14 protein-coding genes and 3 pseudogenes are annotated in these 17,876 nt (G+C 41.0%); 5 read left to right on the top strand and 12 right to left on the bottom strand.

Features of this window, described 5'->3' with window-relative positions; all coding sequences use genetic code 11:
- Positions 1–488 precede the first annotated feature (488 nt).
- Positions 489–1,904, top strand: a complete 1,416-nt coding sequence (gene tnaA, locus H5300_RS20055) for a tryptophanase (protein ID WP_105058898.1) — start codon at positions 489–491, stop codon at positions 1,902–1,904.
- A 77-nt stretch (positions 1,905–1,981) separates the two neighbouring features.
- Here tnaA and H5300_RS20050 read toward each other — a convergent pair.
- From H5300_RS20050 to H5300_RS20035, 4 genes and pseudogenes are all read right to left on the bottom strand, one after another.
- A pseudogene (locus H5300_RS20050) lies at positions 1,982–2,593 on the bottom strand (transcriptional regulator).
- Positions 2,594–2,596: 3 nt separating this feature from the next.
- The gene (locus H5300_RS20045; RefSeq protein WP_170960974.1) at positions 2,597–2,773 is read right to left on the bottom strand and encodes a hypothetical protein; all 177 of its coding nucleotides are present in this window, start codon (positions 2,771–2,773) and stop codon (positions 2,597–2,599) included.
- A gap of 739 nt (positions 2,774–3,512) precedes the next feature.
- Positions 3,513–4,586 carry a ParB family protein gene (locus H5300_RS20040; RefSeq protein WP_105058899.1) on the bottom strand — a complete coding sequence of 358 codons (1,074 nt, stop codon included), beginning with the start codon at positions 4,584–4,586 and terminating at the stop codon, positions 3,513–3,515.
- The gene (locus H5300_RS20035) at positions 4,586–5,785 is read right to left on the bottom strand and encodes a ParA family protein (protein ID WP_108167740.1); all 1,200 of its coding nucleotides are present in this window, start codon (positions 5,783–5,785) and stop codon (positions 4,586–4,588) included. The genes H5300_RS20040 and H5300_RS20035 overlap by 1 nt, the downstream gene beginning before the upstream one ends.
- Before the next feature lie 236 nt (positions 5,786–6,021).
- Between H5300_RS20035 and H5300_RS20030 the strand changes: the two genes are divergently transcribed.
- From H5300_RS20030 to H5300_RS20015, 4 genes are all read left to right on the top strand, one after another.
- A complete protein-coding gene (locus H5300_RS20030) occupies positions 6,022–7,152 on the top strand; it encodes a carbohydrate porin (RefSeq protein ID WP_105058901.1) in 1,131 nt (376 codons plus the stop codon).
- Between the two features lie 162 nt (positions 7,153–7,314).
- On the top strand, positions 7,315–8,571 hold the full coding sequence (locus H5300_RS20025; RefSeq protein ID WP_182796694.1) for a phosphoadenosine phosphosulfate reductase: 1,257 nt from the start codon (positions 7,315–7,317) through the stop codon (positions 8,569–8,571).
- Positions 8,561–9,199, top strand: a complete 639-nt coding sequence (locus H5300_RS20020) for a ParB/RepB/Spo0J family partition protein (protein ID WP_105058903.1) — start codon at positions 8,561–8,563, stop codon at positions 9,197–9,199. Before H5300_RS20025 ends, H5300_RS20020 begins: the two co-directional genes overlap by 11 nt.
- A gap of 216 nt (positions 9,200–9,415) precedes the next feature.
- A complete protein-coding gene (locus H5300_RS20015) occupies positions 9,416–10,714 on the top strand; it encodes an aromatic amino acid transporter (RefSeq protein WP_105058904.1) in 1,299 nt (432 codons plus the stop codon).
- 495 nt (positions 10,715–11,209) lie between these two features.
- Here H5300_RS20015 and H5300_RS28495 read toward each other — a convergent pair.
- From H5300_RS28495 to H5300_RS19980, 8 genes and pseudogenes are all read right to left on the bottom strand, one after another.
- A pseudogene (locus H5300_RS28495) lies at positions 11,210–11,427 on the bottom strand (IS110 family transposase); the annotation flags it as partial.
- 77 nt (positions 11,428–11,504) lie between these two features.
- Positions 11,505–12,338 carry a DMT family transporter gene (locus H5300_RS20010; protein ID WP_182796693.1) on the bottom strand — a complete coding sequence of 278 codons (834 nt, stop codon included), beginning with the start codon at positions 12,336–12,338 and terminating at the stop codon, positions 11,505–11,507.
- A gap of 10 nt (positions 12,339–12,348) precedes the next feature.
- Positions 12,349–13,623: an opine metallophore biosynthesis dehydrogenase gene (locus H5300_RS20005; protein WP_182796692.1), complete on the bottom strand. Its 1,275-nt coding sequence runs from the start codon at positions 13,621–13,623 to the stop codon at positions 12,349–12,351.
- Positions 13,620–14,408 (bottom strand): nicotianamine synthase family protein, encoded by a 789-nt coding sequence (locus tag H5300_RS20000; RefSeq protein WP_105058908.1) that lies wholly within the window; start codon positions 14,406–14,408, stop codon positions 13,620–13,622. The genes H5300_RS20005 and H5300_RS20000 overlap by 4 nt, the downstream gene beginning before the upstream one ends.
- A gap of 20 nt (positions 14,409–14,428) precedes the next feature.
- Positions 14,429–15,196, bottom strand: a complete 768-nt coding sequence (locus H5300_RS19995; protein WP_108167747.1) for an ABC transporter ATP-binding protein — start codon at positions 15,194–15,196, stop codon at positions 14,429–14,431.
- On the bottom strand, positions 15,196–16,257 hold the full coding sequence (locus tag H5300_RS19990) for an iron ABC transporter permease (protein ID WP_105058910.1): 1,062 nt from the start codon (positions 16,255–16,257) through the stop codon (positions 15,196–15,198). The genes H5300_RS19995 and H5300_RS19990 overlap by 1 nt, the downstream gene beginning before the upstream one ends.
- On the bottom strand, positions 16,250–17,257 hold the full coding sequence (locus H5300_RS19985) for an ABC transporter substrate-binding protein (RefSeq protein WP_259397810.1): 1,008 nt from the start codon (positions 17,255–17,257) through the stop codon (positions 16,250–16,252). The genes H5300_RS19990 and H5300_RS19985 overlap by 8 nt, the downstream gene beginning before the upstream one ends.
- Positions 17,258–17,635: 378 nt before the next feature.
- Positions 17,636–17,876 (bottom strand): annotated as a pseudogene (locus tag H5300_RS19980) (IS5/IS1182 family transposase); the annotation flags it as partial.

Genomic DNA, 17,876 nt, shown 5'->3' with positions numbered 1-17,876 from the left:
ATTTTGAGCCAAAGGTTGAAGATAACTTCCGAACTGAAAGCGACTAACAACGGGTCTTTGACCCGTATCCGGACTTTCAGTCCGTAATACTAACCCACCTACTTTAGTAGGTGGTTGTTAAGTTAATTATTTTTAATAAAAATTAATGACTTAGCTTTAATCTTCTTCTTGCCCATTGTGCATGAATTTGAATATTTTCTTTCTTGGGAAAGCGCAATTTTTTGGCCTCTCCAGTTCAATTTTTTACTTAATATATCTTGTTTATTAATAGTTAATTTACGCTGAAATTAATATCCAAACCCATTTTGTGGGGTTAATTTTAATGAGGTTGGATTGAGGAAAGCTAGAAGCGCCTTAATCCGTAATTAATCAGGGTGAAATGTATTGACTACAGAGTTTTAGTTATGCCTTCCCCAAGCGCTCATTTAATAATAAAAATGTCTGGAGAAATACCTATGTTAGTAAGTAGCAATAATCAAGAACATCCGATGGATTCACACTATTTGCCGGAGCCTTATCGAATCAGGGTTATTGAACCAGTTAAAAGAACAACGGAGCGAGAACGAGAGCAGGCGCTGATGAAAGCAGGGTACAACCCTTTTTTATTAGAGAGTGACGATGTGTTTATCGATTTGCTGACTGATAGTGGTACAGGTGCAGTGACGCAAGCCATGCAGTCTGCAATGTTGAGAGGTGATGAGTCGTACAGTGGCAGTCGAAGCTACAGGACACTTAGTCAAGCGGTCAAAAATATTTTTGGTTATAAGTTTACCATCCCCACACACCAAGGGCGGGGAGCTGAACAGCTGTATGTCCCCGCTTTGATCAATAAATGTGAGCGAGATAAGGGGCTAGAACGAAACAAAATGGCTGCATTTTCAAATTACTTTTTTGATACTACACAAGGGCACACCCAACACAATAACTGTCGAGTGATCAATGTGCCTTTACCTGAAGCTTTTAATACTACAATTAAAGCAGACTTTAAAGGTAACTTTGATTTGAAAGCGCTCGCAGCTGGAATCGAAGAGGTTGGAGCTAAAAACGTGCCTTATATTGTGAGTACGATTACTTGCAATTCTGCAGGTGGCCAGCCAGTTTCTATTGGAAATCTTAAGGCTGTTTATGAATTAGCGAAATCTTATGATATCCCTGTTGTTATGGATTGCGCCCGCTTTGCTGAGAATGCTTATTTTATTAAGCAGCGTGAAGTAGGTTATTCAGAGTGGAGTATTCAAGAGATCACTAGAGAAGTGTTTAAATATGCCGATATTTTTGCTATGTCAGCAAAAAAAGATGCAATGGTTCCTATTGGGGGGCTACTCGCTTTCAAAGACGATAGCTTCTTAGATGTGCAGTTGGAATGCAAAACGTTATGTGTGTTATTGGAGGGCTTTCCAACATATGGAGGCCTCGAAGGTGGGGCGATGGAACGTTTGGCTGTTGGGCTTTATGATGGAATGGAAGAAGACTGGTTAGCGTCACGCTTGCAGCAAGTCGAATATTTAGTTAATGGCTTAGAAGCGTTAGGGGTTCGTTGCCAGCAAGCGGGTGGGCATGCTGCCTTTGTTGATGCTGGTGCATTATTACCTAATATTTTACCAGAACAGTTTCCGGGACATGCTTTATCTTGTGAGCTTTATAAGGTGGCAGGAATTCGAGGTGCAGAGATCGGTTCTTTATTACTAGGGTGTGATCCTGAAACAGGAAAGCAGCTTCCTTGCCCAGCTGAATTGTTTCGTTTAGCTATTCCCAGAGCAACCTATACACAGGCCCACCTTGATTATATTATTGCCGCTTTTAAAGAAGTAAAGAAACGTGCTTCATCGATTGCAGGTTTAAAGTTTACTTATGAGCCTAAGGTATTGAGACACTTTAACGCTACATTTGAACCTGCACTTTAAGTCGTGCCCCTTTGCATACAGCAAAGGGGCTGTTTCTCTTTTTCTGAAAAATTAAAGAGTAATGAGAGTAATGAGGGTTATGGGTTAGCGTGATAGCTTTTTAGGGGCTGATAAACTAAGTTGTTTTGAGAGGCTAAGATGATGAATTTAAGTTCATCTTTTTTAGCTAGGCAGATTTGGCTCGATTGCTTATTGACGTTAACGATGTCAAATGTGTGCCAAAAGTAGAAATAGCTGATTATTAGTACAGAGAGGGTAGTAGAAGATAAGACAACAAGAGCCCATTGATAGAGTCTTAGGTAGTTATTGGATGTTCTTTTGAAATGGTTAGAATGAAGTGATTTTATCGGTTTGGGTGGGTCTAGAGAAGTTTCAAACTCAGGGATATGTAGCTTGTAACCTTTTCTTGGAACATTAACGATTTTTATACTATCAAGTTCTAATACTTTTCTGAGGTTGGTAATAGCGACTGGCAAAGAGTTAGGGCCGATGATATCCGGGTTACCCCACGCAGCAATGACTAACTCTTCTTTAGTTGAGATAGATTCTTATTTTTGGATCAGAGTTTCTAATATGCAGCTTTCAGGCAGGGTGATTGAAAATGATTTTTGATTACTGAGAATGAGTTGAGCCCCCGATTCGTCTCTTTGCAATACGCAATTACCTATAGGTAGTTTTACGTTGTCCAAATTTTATATTAAGCTAAAGGTGAGATCTTTACCTCTTTTTTCTTCTAAGTAGATTTGCATCCAACGCCAGTCTTTATCCTTATAGGCTTTAAAGGTGCAATGAACATTTTTACCCTCAACGATATCGTTGTCGCAGAAGTAGATAAATGATTGGAAAGAACGGCATATAAGTGTCTCCATACCCCAAGACTCCTTTTGAGAATGTATTCATATCGTATCCTTTCAATTTATAGTTATACATTCTGAATTATTAATAAAAAATAATATTAATAAACGTTTTTAATCATTAGTTTATACTGATTTATATTATTTATATAGGATAGAATCCTTCAAAAGAGCCGTCCTTATGAGGTCATGATTTTCTTAGTGTAGTAGGAAATAAAAGGAGGGTGAGAATGCTAGAAAATAATCAGTTGTTGATGTTTGTTACGGTGGTTCTTCTTTACGCCTTCCAGCTATGCTTTATAGTGTCGCTCAGACGGTTTTGCTACGGTTTTTAGTCACTTCCCTCGTAAAATATTTTGGGATAGTGTGTTTGTCGATGTTCTCACCCGAAAGTAGCATTATTTTGCTTTTCTTCCCCAGTTTGTAGCGCAAGAATCGGAAATATAGATTGTTTTAGAGTGGGATTAAATCAAGGTCTTTGAGTTCATTTATTAGCCATAAATTAATGGTTTTTGTGTCAGGTTTTAACTACCATTTAAACGTTGGCTCACCTCGAGTCAAGCACTCTGCACTTAGCCAATTTTTTTGGATATAAAGGATGAAGTCATGCTAAGTCTAATAATGAAGTTCCCCAAACCTATTTTGTTATTAATGTCTTAGTCGTGTTGCTTGTAGTCATCCTATTTTTTTTAGGATTCTAGTGATTATAGAGAAGGAGAAAGGCTCCGAGGAAATAGAGCCTTTTTTGAGAGGGTTACTGATGTTTACCTAGTATTGATTGGATAGCTTCATCAAGTTCAGCTTGAACATCCTTGGATAATCGCCCAAATTCATATGAGAAGTTACGGCCTTTCACTCTTTTACGTGCGAACATACCTTTGCTGTCGAATTCAGCTAACAAAGTCACGGTAGCTTTGTCTGATTGTTGTTTGGTTTCAACAATCTTTAGCTCAGTTTTAATGCAAGTAATCAGCTCGTCTTTGGCGTCTTCTTGGCTCTGCTCAGGCTGAGCATTGACAGCTTTACTGGTTATTTTTTTTATGAAATTACTCAAAGCTTTATTATCATTGGTAAAGGCTTTCATCACTTTAGCTAGCAGTGAATAATCAGTATGAGACAAGTCGTTAACGACAGGGAATAGTGCAATCAATTTACTGTCAATACTGGCTGCTTTTAGCGCTCGACCTACTGCTTGGCGGCTTATATTTAAGATTTTTGCCGTATCCTCTTGAGTGAGTTCGCCGTTCTTCATGAGAGTTTGACACTGTAATCCAATTTCGCGCTGGTTGTGCTCTTTTGCGGTTTGCAACTGTTTTGCTAGTGCTTTGGCATCGGCAGTAGACAGTTCGTCTTGGGTGACGAGAATTCGAAATGTTTTTACGCGGCCTTCTTGAAATAAGAACCAAGCACGGCGGCGAGAGCCATCAAGCACATCGATACGACCATCTATTTCGCGACCAACAGCAGGGTAAAACTGTTGAAACTCTAACGAGTTTAAATCTTCCAATGACTCTTTGGTTAGCAAAGATTGGTCACGGCCATTAACATCAAAAGTCACAAAAGAGTTCTGCTTAACCTGATCGTGTGACAATGTCACTTCGTTAAAGGTCGCTGTTGAACCAGAAGCTAGTTGCCAAACCATTTTTTGACCAACGGACTCTAATCCGAATGTCGCTCTAAGGTAATCTTCAGCGTTTTGCCCACTTTTTTCTAGCTCAGTGCTGAGTTGATTTGTGAGTGTGTCTAAATTAGCTTTGGCCGCGGACTGTTGTGCTTGCGCTGAACCAGGAGCATTGCCTAGAGGGCTACCACCACGTTTTTTCGCCATTATTTGTTCTCCTGTTCACGCCAAACGTTGAGAAGATCGCGCAAGATCTGGCTTGTCACTTCATAGCTGTTTTGTTGCGCGCTTTGGAAGGTTGCTTTGCTTTTCGGGTATTCACTTTTGGACAGGTCAAACACGGTCGAGAGTAGGGAAGATGACTGGCGGACAGCTTCGCTGTGCTTAAACTCTTTAGAGTACAAGTAAGGAGAGAACTGATCGTACAGGTTATTCATTAATTCGGTCGTGGTTGAGCTATCACGATGGTTAGTAAGTAGTATTTTCATGAAGTCGTAGCCTTCATGGTTTGCGTTCTCTAACAGCGCCCACACTTGTGGAATGTAACTGAAGTAAGAGCAGGTAGCATCAATGTCATTCTCTGTAATCGACAAAGGGAACACTACATTCGTTGCGGCAAAATACGCGTTAAAGGTCGCATAGCCGAGCGAAGGTGGGGTATCGATAATGATGATATCGAACTCGTCTTTAACGTTATCTATGATGTCTTTTAGTAGTGAATAAGGTGAAGCTAAGGTTTGGCCGAACACTTGCTCATGAAACCAACCTTCCATCGCCCGATCACTTTGTGCTGCAGGTAAAATGCGTAAGTTTGGGATAGTCGTTTCAAGAAAGGCTTCAGAGATAACTTGTTCAACGGTTTCACCTTCATCAAGATCGAAGGTTTTCATCATCAGATCACCAACAGACAAGTTACCTTCTTGCTCGGCTTCGGGGGCGTAATACATTGAAAGTGTGGCTTGGCCATCCATATCTATTAAACCAATACGGTACTCTTGGTGAAACTCGGTCGCTAAACCTGATGCGATAGTTGCGGCAGAAACGGTTTTGCCAACCCCGCCTTTTTGGTTCTGGATAACCATCACTTGCGTTTTTTGCTGCTCACTGCGTATAAACTTATCGTCTTTACGTAGATTATTTGGCAGTAGGTTACGTACCTTGTACATTTCCGCGATATCGATCGACCATTGGGAGTCTTCATGACGACGAGGATCTATCTCAGCGGCAGTAACGTACCGATCAAGCGTTTTTGCATCAATGCCAAGGTAGGTTGATGCCTCTGCTCGGGTGAAGTTACGCAACTCTTTGCGGTGATTGGCCAGTAAACGTTGATTGCGACGTTGAATATAAGCGTCTGCACCGGTTTTAAGCGCTTGAAACGTGGTTGTAGTGTGTTGGTTTTCCATTTCTGCCTCCATATAGGAATGAGAAATAGTATATACCTCATTTTTTGATGTTGGTATTTAAAATTGAGGGATTTTTTATTTTAACCAATGATTATGACAAATCAATAAAGCAGAACACTTAAATTATTTATTAATTACAAGTATTCATTTTCCAAATCCGTATTAATAATTAGCTGAATAACAATAAAGTTGAGCTGAGTCGTACAACCCCATGACAACAACAGGAAGTTATTGATATGAGAGATAAAGTCCCATTTACGGAGAAAGCCAAGCGTTTTTGGTTAACGCTTGTCGGTGCTGGCGTTTTTATCACACCAACGTGGACGAGTGCTGCTGAAGAGAAGGCTCTAAAGGGTGCGGTGGATTACTATGTGTTTGGTTTAACGTCGAGTGAAAACTTGTCGGATCAGGAGAGCAGCGCAGCGGCTGGCATAGCACGCATTACATTAAATTGGCTTGCATATCAAAAAGAGAGTGATACTGGAGCTTTGCAGCTGAGGGTCGATCATAAGCACGGTTATACAGATAGTACGCCCTCTGAGTTTGTCATGGATAATGTCGGAGGGTTTGGTTTAATCCAACCTGCTTTTAGTGATATAGGTTTAAGGTTAACGAATCTTTATTGGACACAAACCTTTAATAAACAATCTACCGATATGATGGTTGGTTTTTTAGATACGACTGATTATGTTGATACTTATCAGTTGGGTAACCCTTACTATGGTTTTTCTAACTTACAGTTTAGTACCGGTTCAGGTTCCATCCCAATCCCAGATGAATCAACATTCGGCGGTGTTCTACGCCATATGATGTCGGAAAATTATTATTTTTATGCAAGTTTCTCTGATGCAAAAGCTGATTCGACTAAGCCTTTCGATGGTGTTGAACAGTTCATTAATGATAATCAATACTTTAAGTCCCTAGAAATAGGTTGGGTGGAGTCGAAAGACGATTTTTATTTGAAGAATTCACACCTAACCGTTTGGCACAGCGATGGGCGAAAAGAGCAAGCTAGCGAAAACTATGGCGCAAATTGGTCGTCCATATATAAAACGGGCTCATGGATACCATTTTTCAGAGCCGGTGTCGCGCAAGGACCTGAGGCTCTATACAAATCTTCTGTCGTGTTGGGCACCGGATATAGTGGGGTAGGACCTGGTCTGCTTGGTGTTGCTGTTGGTTGGGCTAAACCGAATAGCCCTAGGGTAGTGGACGAATCTTATAACTCAGAAATTTATTACCGAATGAATTGGGGGCCGATTTCCTTAACCCCTAATGTGCAATATCTTTATTCTTTACCGAATAACTCAAAAGCTGATGACAGCTGGGTTGTTGGTTTAAGAGGTAATATTCACTTCAGTTTTTAATGTAAGCCAAGCCGCTTTTCCCTACATCACAAACGGAAGAGAGGCCCTTTACTTTGGGGCTTTAAATTGGTCTTAAAATTAAATTAATTACTAATAATTTAATTTATAAAAGATACGGAATTTATATATTTTTATTTGAATATTAATTAAGTTGGCGGACCTATGATTACCAAGGGCAGAAGAAAAGGTTCCTTCTCTCGAGACAAGATTCAGCTGGATTACAATGTGCTCGAAGGAGCGCGCCAAAGAATATTGTACCTTCTCGATAACTTTAGCCACTTTTATGTCTCGTTTTCCGGTGGGAAAGATTCTGGTGTTCTTTTGAATTTAACTATCCAAGAATCAAAAAAACGTGGTCGATTACCTGTTGATGTACTCATTGTCGATTTCGAAGCCCAATACCATGAAACTCATGCTTTTATTGAGCGTATGGTACTTCGTGGTGAAGTAAATCCATACTGGGTTTGTTTACCGCTGAGCTTAAGAAATTCAATTTCACAATTTCAGCCTAAATGGCTTTGTTGGGATCCTGATAAGGAAGCGCAATGGGTCAGAGAGATACCACAACATGAAGGCGTGATTTCCGATCTGGAGTATTTCCCGTTTTTTCAAAAAGGTATGGAGTTTGAGGATTTCGTCTTTAAATTTGCTCGTTGGTACCAACAAAAGAAAGACTCGCCAATTGCTGTGCTCATTGGTATACGAGCGGATGAGTCTTTACATCGTTTTAAAACCATTAAAAATCGCGCCAAAAAGAAATTAGATGATAAATATTGGACGACTCAAATGCAGAGCGATGTCTACATGGCTTACCCTCTTTATGATTGGAGAACTCCAGATATTTGGATCGCTAACTCGCGCTTCAATTGGGATTACAACTGTATTTACGACTTAATGCATAAGGCTGGCGTTCCTCTTTCACAGCAACGGCTTTGCCAACCTTTTGGGGATGAGCAAAGAAAAGGGCTTTGGTTATATCAAATTTTGGAGCCTCATACCTGGCAAAAATTAGTAGCCAGAGTTGAAGGCTGTAACTTTGGCGCTCGGTATTCAAAAAATCAGGGGCGTATCCTTGGTTATTATCGCTTTGAATTACCACCGGGGCTTAGCTACCGGCAATACAGTAAATACCTTCTAAAAACTATGCCGCCACATGTTGAACAACACTATCGTGATCGAATTTTTAAATTCTTACAATGGTGGCGTAAAAACGGTCCTCAAAAAGGAGTGACCTGCATCCCCGATTACGCAGAGAGTAAATTGGAATCTAGGAAGCAAGTTCCTAGTTGGAGAAGAATTTGTAAAGTACTGATTAAAAATGATTATTGGTGCCGAGGACTCTCTTTTGGGTACAACAAGTCCTTAGCAAAGCAATACCATGCCCTCTATGGAGAAGAGAGTAATACTAATGAAAAGTGAGCCTATTCTAGCTTATCAGCATCGTCCCAAGAAGCCTTTGAAATCTATCAATCACTCAAACAAACAAGTAATTGATAAGGTAGCAATTTATAATAAAGCCGCCAAAATACTCATCGAGCTTATTCCTGATTTACCGCCGGCTTGTCATGTTGAAATGCTTCCACTTGATGAAATAGAAGCTAACCAATACAACCCGAATAAAATGGCGCCTCCAGAAAGTAACCTCCTAAAAACGTCGATGGAGAAAAATGGCGTAACTATGCCTATTTTGGTCAATCGTTTAAAGAATGCAGCGAAAAAATACGTCGTTATCGATGGCTTCCATCGTTATCAATTACTGTTAAATAACCCAGAGTTACAAGCCTTAAAAGGTTATATCCCCGCAGTGGTACTTAATTTACCTGAAGAAAAGTGTATGTCGGCATCTGTTCGTCATAACCTTGCGCGAGGCTCCCATCAAGTAGAGCTCACTGCAGACCTTATCATTCAGCTTAAAGAAATGGGTTGGACGAATAACAAAATTTGTTACGAACTTGGGATGGATCAAGATGAGGTTTTACGATTGCAGCAGGTCACAGGCCTTGCAGCAGCCTTTAAAGATCAGGATTTCTCCCGCTCATGGGAATAATCCTTTATTAAGATGAAAACCAAGACGAACTTTATTCTGTTTAAGTCTGATTATGTGCCTAATTTAGTCTGTAATTATTATTTTTTTCTAATATTTAAGCGCTAGAGTTCAGATTCTAACGCTTTTTAATAGTCATCCCTCAGAAGAATTAGATAGAACGGATGGGGTGGTGCTCATACATAAAAGCAATGTCGGACTAATGAAAGGTAACCACTTATGGATAGTAAAAAACAGGTTATGGACAGTGCAAAACCAGCAATAACAACCAAGCCGCCTTCACTTATTGGAGGTGCTTGCATCGTCGCATGTATTTGCGTTGGTGCTGGTATGCTTGGGCTCCCAGCCGCTGGGGCTGGAGTCTGGACCATCGGGGCTTTAATGGCTTTGATTTTCACCATGATTATCATGACAACCAGTGGTTGTTTATTGCTCGAAGTTTTAAAAGATTACCCTTACCGGTCATCTTTCTCTTCCATAACGAAAGATTTGTTAGGTAAAGAGGTTAATTTCTTTAATAACCTAATGATTTACTTTGTTGGGGGGATCTTGCTGTATGCCTATATCACCTCTTCAGGGCTAATTTTGAATGAATATTTTGGTATTGCCCCCCAACTAGCCTCCATCCTTTTCGTTTTTATCTTTTCCGGGCTAGTTTGGCATTCAACAAAAATGGTCGACCGTATTTCGATTGTGCTAATGCTTTTTATGATCATTAGCTTTAGCTTTGGCACCGTAGGCCTTTGGTTTAATGTTAATCTCAGTACTTTGCTTGATACTGCTCATTTGAAATTTGAGTATGCGCAATACATTTGGGTCTTTTTCCCCATTGCCTTGACTGCGTTTGGGTACCACCATAGCGTCTCAACATTACGAGATTACTACCGTGAGGAAAGGCTCGCACAAAAAGCCATCATGGGTGGAACGATCATCGCTCTTTTTACTTATACCGTTTGGTTAATGAGTATTTATGGGAACTTACCAAGAGTAAGTTTCGGACCTATCATTGCCGAAGGTGGCAATATAGATACCTTACTCATTAGCCTAAAAGCAGTCTTAGCAGAAGAGACGTTATCAAATATCATTAGTGCTTTTTCCGCGGCCGCTATTTTGTCGAGTTTTATAGGAGTTGGCTTGGGTGTATTCGATTTTTTAGCCGATTTATTCCAATTTGATGCCACTTCGAAAGGCAGAACCAAAACTTGGGCGGTCACATTTATTCCGCCGTTGATTTTCTCTCTTCTCTTTCCTTTCGGCTTTCTTGCTGCAATTGGTTATGCTGCATCGGCCGCTGCAATTTGGGCATGTATAGTACCGGCCTTGTTAGCAAGGAAATCGAGGCTGCAAGTAACCTCTCACAATTTTGAGGAGAATGAAGAAGGTCATAAAAAATCAAAGCCTTACCAAGTACCGGGAGGAGAGTTGGTGTTGGTTGGTGTATTTATTTACGGTGTGGTCATCATTGTGATCAATATATTAGTTATGTTCGAAGCACTGCCCGTTTTTGAGGGAGTTTAACCTTAATTACTTAAGTGGCACACCGTGTCACTTAAGTACCCACATTAAAACTGGTTTTGTTGCGTCATTCATTGAAACTAAATTCAGAACCTACGATCTGCTCAGCTACATTCACTCTCTCTCGTAGCCTTATTCCTAAGATTCTTCAAAAAAAACAACTAATTGGGATCAATATAACTAATCACTCATTAATCGTGGTTCTATGACCTTTTAGATTGATGAAGATGCAGTATGGCTGGGCGCAAAGCAAGTTGTAACATATATCCGAACTATTTCTAGGTCATCTGTGCGACCTGCGCCATGATGTATTCCGCTCCTTAGTGTCTATTCAAAGCCACGGTTTCAATGAACTTGTTACGTAATAAGATTGTAGTAAGGGTAGTTCATCGTTTTTCATCAGCTATTGTACTCATTTGCGTATTCAATAAGTACCTTTTCAATTACATAGGCTTGAAAGCGCGATTAACGTCGTACTCACAATCAGTGACTAAAACATGCCGAAAACTGCCGACCATTCTGAAATTTTTTCACCAGAACTAACTTCACTAACAATCGAAGCAGTTAAGATCGGGTCAAAACTAGGGATATTCTTAATCGCCTTGTCACTCGGACTCTGTTGGCTCAGGTGTAGTGATGCACTGAATTTTGCCGCTAATGTTGATAAAGTCACAGTATAAGGTTTGCAGTAAGTTTCTCATTACGTGGGATAACTCAGTTAAATCAACCACCACGAAGGTTTATCTATTTGGGCTTGTTTTATATACAAGGAGCCATTAATTACTAAAGTGAGCTATTGTTTCTTCAAAGAAAGGTATATACATGCGAATACAATCGTGATGCTGCCTAATGCCGTCATCCAGCCTGGAATCTCATGCCAAAAAATAACCCCCCAAAGTAAGTTGAAGACCAGACCGATATAGCGGGTGACTGCAACCACTCCAGCATTTTCATGACTGAATGCTTTTGTTAAAAAAACTTGCCCAATCAGTGATACAACACCAATGGCAATCAGATAAATCCAGTCAAGGCCCTGTGGTATCACAAACTCATCTTTCATTAAGTAACCTGATACCAGCATAGCAGTGAAAAGAAAGTAGAAAACAATCTCGTAAATATGGTGGGTCTTGCTTAGGTGGCGAATAGTAATAGAGGCTGCCGCTGCGAAAAAAGCACTTGCTATCCCTGCTAGTGCGTAGAGATTAAACGTGTCAAAGTTAAAAGGATCAACAATTAAAGCGACTCCGACTAAAACGAGAGGCAAAAGGAGCGCCGCTTTTCTAGGCAGCTTTTCGCCTAGAATCAGGCTGGAAAGCAATATAACGAAGAACGGGGACAGGTAAGCCAAAATGATGGCATCCGTTAGAGGCATGTGGGCAATGGTGTACACAAAAGCCAGCAGATAAAACGCTCCAAACAGACCTCGGAGCAGAAGCAATGGAATACCCGCGGTAGAAAACCTGATATTTGTTTGCCACATTAACCACGAAATCAGAACCGTTCCTATGGCGCTTCGAAAGAAGACAATTTCAGAGCTAGGAATCGTTAAGCTGGCCGCTTTAATAAGTGCGTTCATAACACTAAAAATAAAAGCAGAAAATATAGCTAACGTTACACCGTTACTCATGAGTCTCTCTCTAAAGCTCGTTTGCTCGGCGTACCCACTCGAGGTATTTTTGCGCTTGAGTGTGACATTCTTCAATCAAGAGGTTAGGGAGTTGAGACTCTCTTAACCAAGATTCGAACATGCCTAATACACGGTTGATGCTCGGTAATGCAATCCCATGTTCTATACCTAATACTTGAAGCCAGTAAAGAGTCTGTATATCTTCTCTGGGTATTCGAGGTAAATACAATTCGCCTTCCTCTACCTTGCCTTTGGTGTAGGGCACGGCAGAGAAGTCGAAGTAGCATCCATTGGTATCCGGTTTAGAAAAAGGATCTATCAGAATCGCACTATATCGTACGTAAACTAAATATTCCTGCTCTATTGGTGTGAGCGACATGAATCGTTTAATTTGACTACGATGAATGGTTTCTGGATGCACAGGGTAGTTGTCATCATTGAGAAATTGTAACAAATTAAATGGTGTTCCGTTAAAGTGCAGCATCAATCTTGATATATCGCGCCATAGTTCAACCAAAGTGTGAATGGTTTCGGTTGTGATCGGCCCCTCAGGGAAAAGTTTGTACATGTACTTAACTTCTCTCGTCTCACTTAAGATATGATTGAGCGAGAATGGTGTAATGAAAAATGCGGGGTGAACGAAAGAGGTAATGTTTCGTCCCTCGACGCTAAATCCATTTTCCAACTCGACAACTGCGACACTGACATCTGCTAAAGTTTGAGCCAACAGATTCAAGACTGTACATTCAGCTTGACTGGAGTATGCATAAATACGTTTTTTTACTGCTTTTGTAATGACACGAACCCCAGCTTGTCCAGTTATGAATTTAGTGGCTGCAAAGTAATTGGAAAACACTAGCACATTAGGGGCTAAACTCAGCTCTGCAAAAAAACCTTTTACAAGCTGGTGCCCTCCAAATAAGGATGAAATGAGAACCACTATTTTTATAGTGCTTAAACAAGATTTGGGTAAAGCTACCAGAACATCTGCATAAGCATGAGATGGTGTGACTATAACTAATGTATCCCATTCTCCACCTACTGCTCGTAAATCTTCAAAAATAGCATCAAATATCACTTGTCCAGCCAGTGGCTCCAAAGAGGGTTTTGCAGCAATAACATGTGCAAGACTTTCGTTGTGTAAACTTTCGAACATGGCTTTCCAGCGCTCGGATGAGCGGTTTACTAACCCTAATTGTTCGCACTGGTTTTTAATGATTTTTGCTGTCTGAAATGCGGCTGGACCTGTGCCTACGATTAATACTTTTCCTAATGAAGCCGTCATTCTGCTCGCTCCATCAAAACGGTATCATATATAGCTGTATCGTTTGGGATCAGTTTTGTTTCCCATCCTTCAATGAGGTTAGGGTTAAAAGGGTAATTGAATGCGGATTTCAAACCGTTGCCAAACCGGACTAAGATACGGTGAGAGCGGTTAAGGTGGGGTTGAAGTTGCTTAAGTAGTTCCCATTTGTGTTCTACTAAAGATGCGATTACGACATGGGTTGGTCGAAAAGAGACGAACTCAGTAATTAGATCTTTGCAGCTAAAAGTGGTCGACAAGTGAGATAAGTCTAGTTGATTCGCCATCGTCACTGCTTGCTCATCAATATCGAGGCCATGAACTACAGCACCGGTAAACTGAGATATAGTGAATGCAGAAATCGGATACGAACCAGAGCCGATAAACAGCACTCGTGAATTGTTTCCAATCCCTGCGTTCTTTAGTTCAATTTTGGTGTTTTCAGACAGTTGGTATAAATATTCACTGAGATTGAGCTGATGCTCTCTGGCACATTGGGATTGATGCTTCTCCAACATACACAAGGCTTTTATGGTAGTTTCACGAAGTTGTTTAATTCGACGGTCATGCTCAGGGGTAACCTCCAACTCTTTGCTAATGGCCTGAGGGTTTTCTTGCAAAATCCAAGAAGATAATTCATCCAGCTTCTCCTGCAAAAGGGCAAAACACTCGCAATTTTCAAGACTGTAGTGCGTCAGAGCTTGGATCTGAGATTCAAATGTAGATATAGCGATTAATAATTGATAATGCCTGTTATTCATTGTCATAATAAATTCCAATTACGCTTTTAATCAGTGTCAAGGATTCGAATTGGGGTGACGTGAGTATGCCCATGTACGCAACAACCTACGTTTACCTGAACCTGATATATCTGGCTGAGCTTTTCAGAATCGAGCACGTCTTGTGGTTTACCACTGTGTTGTACTACGCCATCACTAAGCAAAAGAAGGTGGTCGCAGTACCGAGCTGCAAGAGATAGATCATGCAGTACTGCAATGGTGATGATATCTCTTGCTCGTGTATATTGACGAACAAGGTCTAAAATTTGAACTTGATGCCTAAGATCTAGGGCACTTGTTGGTTCATCTAAAAGCAAGACATCAGGCTCAGCAACCAGCGCTTGTGCCAAGGAAACTAGCTGTTGCTGACCGCCACTGAGTTGAGAAAACTGTCTTGGAGCGAGATTTATCAGACCTAAATAGATAAGGATGGATTCTGCTTTTTGTTCTTGTTTAAATGTGACATTCCAGCCCAGCTGATGCACAAAGCCAAGCAACACAAACTCAAAAACAGTTAATTGACAGGATGATTTGTTGAGCTGACACAGGTACGAGAAGGCGCTAGGTGCTAACTTTTTTCCGTCCCCTCCACTGGAATTAACCTTCCCATCAGAAGGAATAATGCCCATGACGGCCTTGAGTAAGGTCGTCTTTCCTGCACCATTTGGGCCTAAAATAGCAGAAAATTCTCCGCCCCAAAAGTGCGCATCTACCTTCTCTAAAACGAGTTTTTTTCCTACGGTGACGGCGAGATTTTCTATTGAAAGTGACTTCATTAGATAAACTTCCTGCTTATTAGAAAATAAAGAAGTATCGGGACGCCTATCAAGGAGGTGACGATACCAATTGGAATGATAGTGCCTGGTACGATCAACTTAGCAACAAGGGACGAGGTACATAAAAGCAACGCGCCCATCAATGCGGCCAAAGGTAAGTAGAAACGCTGATCTTCGCCGACTAATATTCTTGCGAGGTGAGGGGCTACTAAGCCAATGAAACCAATGGTTCCGACAAACGACACTGCGCCCGCAGTTAATAAGGAGCAAAGCAGAAACATTTGTAGCCTTAACTTGCTTGCCTTAACCCCCAAAGCCAGTGCGCGATCTTCGCCCGAAGTGAGGGCGGTAAGTGCCCACACTTTCGACAGCGCAAAGAATAAACTGAACATGAAAACGACTCCTGAAACAAAGAAGGACAACCAATTCGCTTTCAACAAACTGCCAAATAACCAAAAAACAATTTGTTGTAGCACCTCTGGTGACGCTAAATATTGGATTAATGACTGGAGAGCTTGGAAAAAGAACAGAACGACAATACCCGATAAAATGAGTACTTTGGCGTCCATATTTCGGCTCTTACCAATAAGGTAGATCGCTAGGCTCGCTAATCCAGACGTCAAAAACGCGGCAAACGGCACGCCTAACCAATGCAAACCAAACACTGAAAAACCGGTTAATAAAGCCATGGCAGCACCGAATCCAGCAGCGGCGGAGATGCCAAGGGTATAGGGGCTTGCTAGGGGGTTGGCTAGCAGGGTTTGCATCAGGCCGCCAGCGAGGCCGAGTGAGGCACCAACCATGATACAGGTGAGAGTGATGGGGAGCCGAAGTTGCCAGACGATGAGTGTTGATAAGTTGTCACCAGAGGGGCCACCAAGGAGAGCTTCAAGAACTTGCTTAACACTGAGCCACGATGATCCAGTACCAATATCAAACAAAGCGGAAAGGCTCATCGCCAGAAAGGTGACCAGTAAAATCTTACTCCGTTGCTTCTGCATTCGTTGATAAATACCGCCGCTGGAATTAAGGTTAGACGTCATTTTAATGCTTTTATTCATGGTTTACTTCCACCTGAATCATGAAAGTGCCTTTGAGCGCTTGCGGCATGTAGTTCTTAAAAAAATTTTGGTGTAATGTCTTAGGTTCAATGTCTTTAAATGCTTCTGGGTAAATCGACTTCGCTAGGTATAATAAGAAGACGTGATCGTAAATAGTACGAGTTCCTGAGTGGTACATGCCGTAAACGTCACCATTTTGAACCGCAGTGAGTTGTTTCCATCCAGGACGGTTTAGGTATGGGCGGTATCTAGCCTGCACTTCTTCCATTGTGCTGTCGAAGCCAAGCAGTGCGCTGTCGCTATGCTTAGCCCAGTGGGCTCCGGATATAAAGATTACCTCTGGATCTTGACTCAAAACATATTCGGGCGTTAGCTGAGCAGAACCTTCAAACATCCCACTGGCGATATTATCGGCCCCCGCTATTTTCAAAAGGTTGCCCCACATTGTCGTTGAGTAAGATTTACCGTATTCATTCGGCCCACCTGTACCCGCTTCAACATACACACTGCGTACTTTTTTGTTTTCCAGATGTTTCTTAACACGTTGTTTTACCAGGTTAATGGCGCTCTCGTATTCTGTTGCGATAGTCTCTGCGCGTTCTTCTGCGCCCATTACTTGACCTATAATACGTGCACTAGCAACGTGTTTTTCAAGCGTTTGAGCATTGAAGTCTACAACCACAACTTTGATGCCACTCTTTTCAAGGATTTCAACTTTTTCATCAAGAGCCTCATATTGCCATGCCGCAATAAGCGCAACATCTGGCTTAGTTAATAAGAGTTTCTCGAAATCAAAAGTACCAGTGTAAAGAGAGCCTGAATCGATAATCGTTTCTAACTCTGGAATGATTTTTTTATATGTTGCCCATTGAGATTGACGGTAATCTTTCCAAGAATTTTTTGGGAAAATAGCCACTTTTTTGTACGCATCTGGTCCCACGATGGCCAGATAGTCTTCAAAATAAAACCCTAGGAAAATATTGCTTGCTGGTTTTTCCAAATCTATCTCCCTTCCGAGTATGTCCTTGACGTGAATCGAAGCAAAAGCCTTGGTAATACAGATCAAAGCCAAAATTGCAATGCTGAGGTATTTCAAGTAATAATTACATTTCATCGAGATTATCTCTAATTGATAAAATAGAACTCACATTAATTGTTATGTTATAACGTTTTAAATTAATTATTGATAATTAATTCCAAGGAAGTCGGAGAGGCAAAGCTTGAGGTGAATGGCCATTTTCTTTTAAGAGAGTAGGACTGTGCCGTAGTATATAAGGCGTCATTAACTATAAAATTATTTTGAAAAATTTTTTGTAGTAAAAATGGCTTTGTTGCGTAATTAAATTTAGAGATAGAGCCACCCCGTTTCGCGTATTTCTTAGTCAAGACGACAAGTTTCAGGCATACCTAACCCAGTAAGCTTGTTCAACGCTTTTATCATCGCGTAAGTTTCACCTACCTGTGCATTGTAATTTCTTAAGCTCAGTTGCCCTTCTAGCAACTGTTTAACTCGATACATCGCTGTTTCTGAGAGTGAACGTTTGTGGTATCCATACCGCTCTTTCCAATACTTATTTGAGCCGTATAATTTCTGGCAACCCACGGCGAGATTTCGAGGG

Origin of the sequence: Vibrio sp. SG41-7 (assembly GCF_014164465.1) — a bacterium.
GTDB lineage: Bacteria > Pseudomonadota > Gammaproteobacteria > Enterobacterales > Vibrionaceae > Vibrio > Vibrio splendidus.
This window is presented reverse-complemented; position numbering and strand designations above follow the sequence as displayed.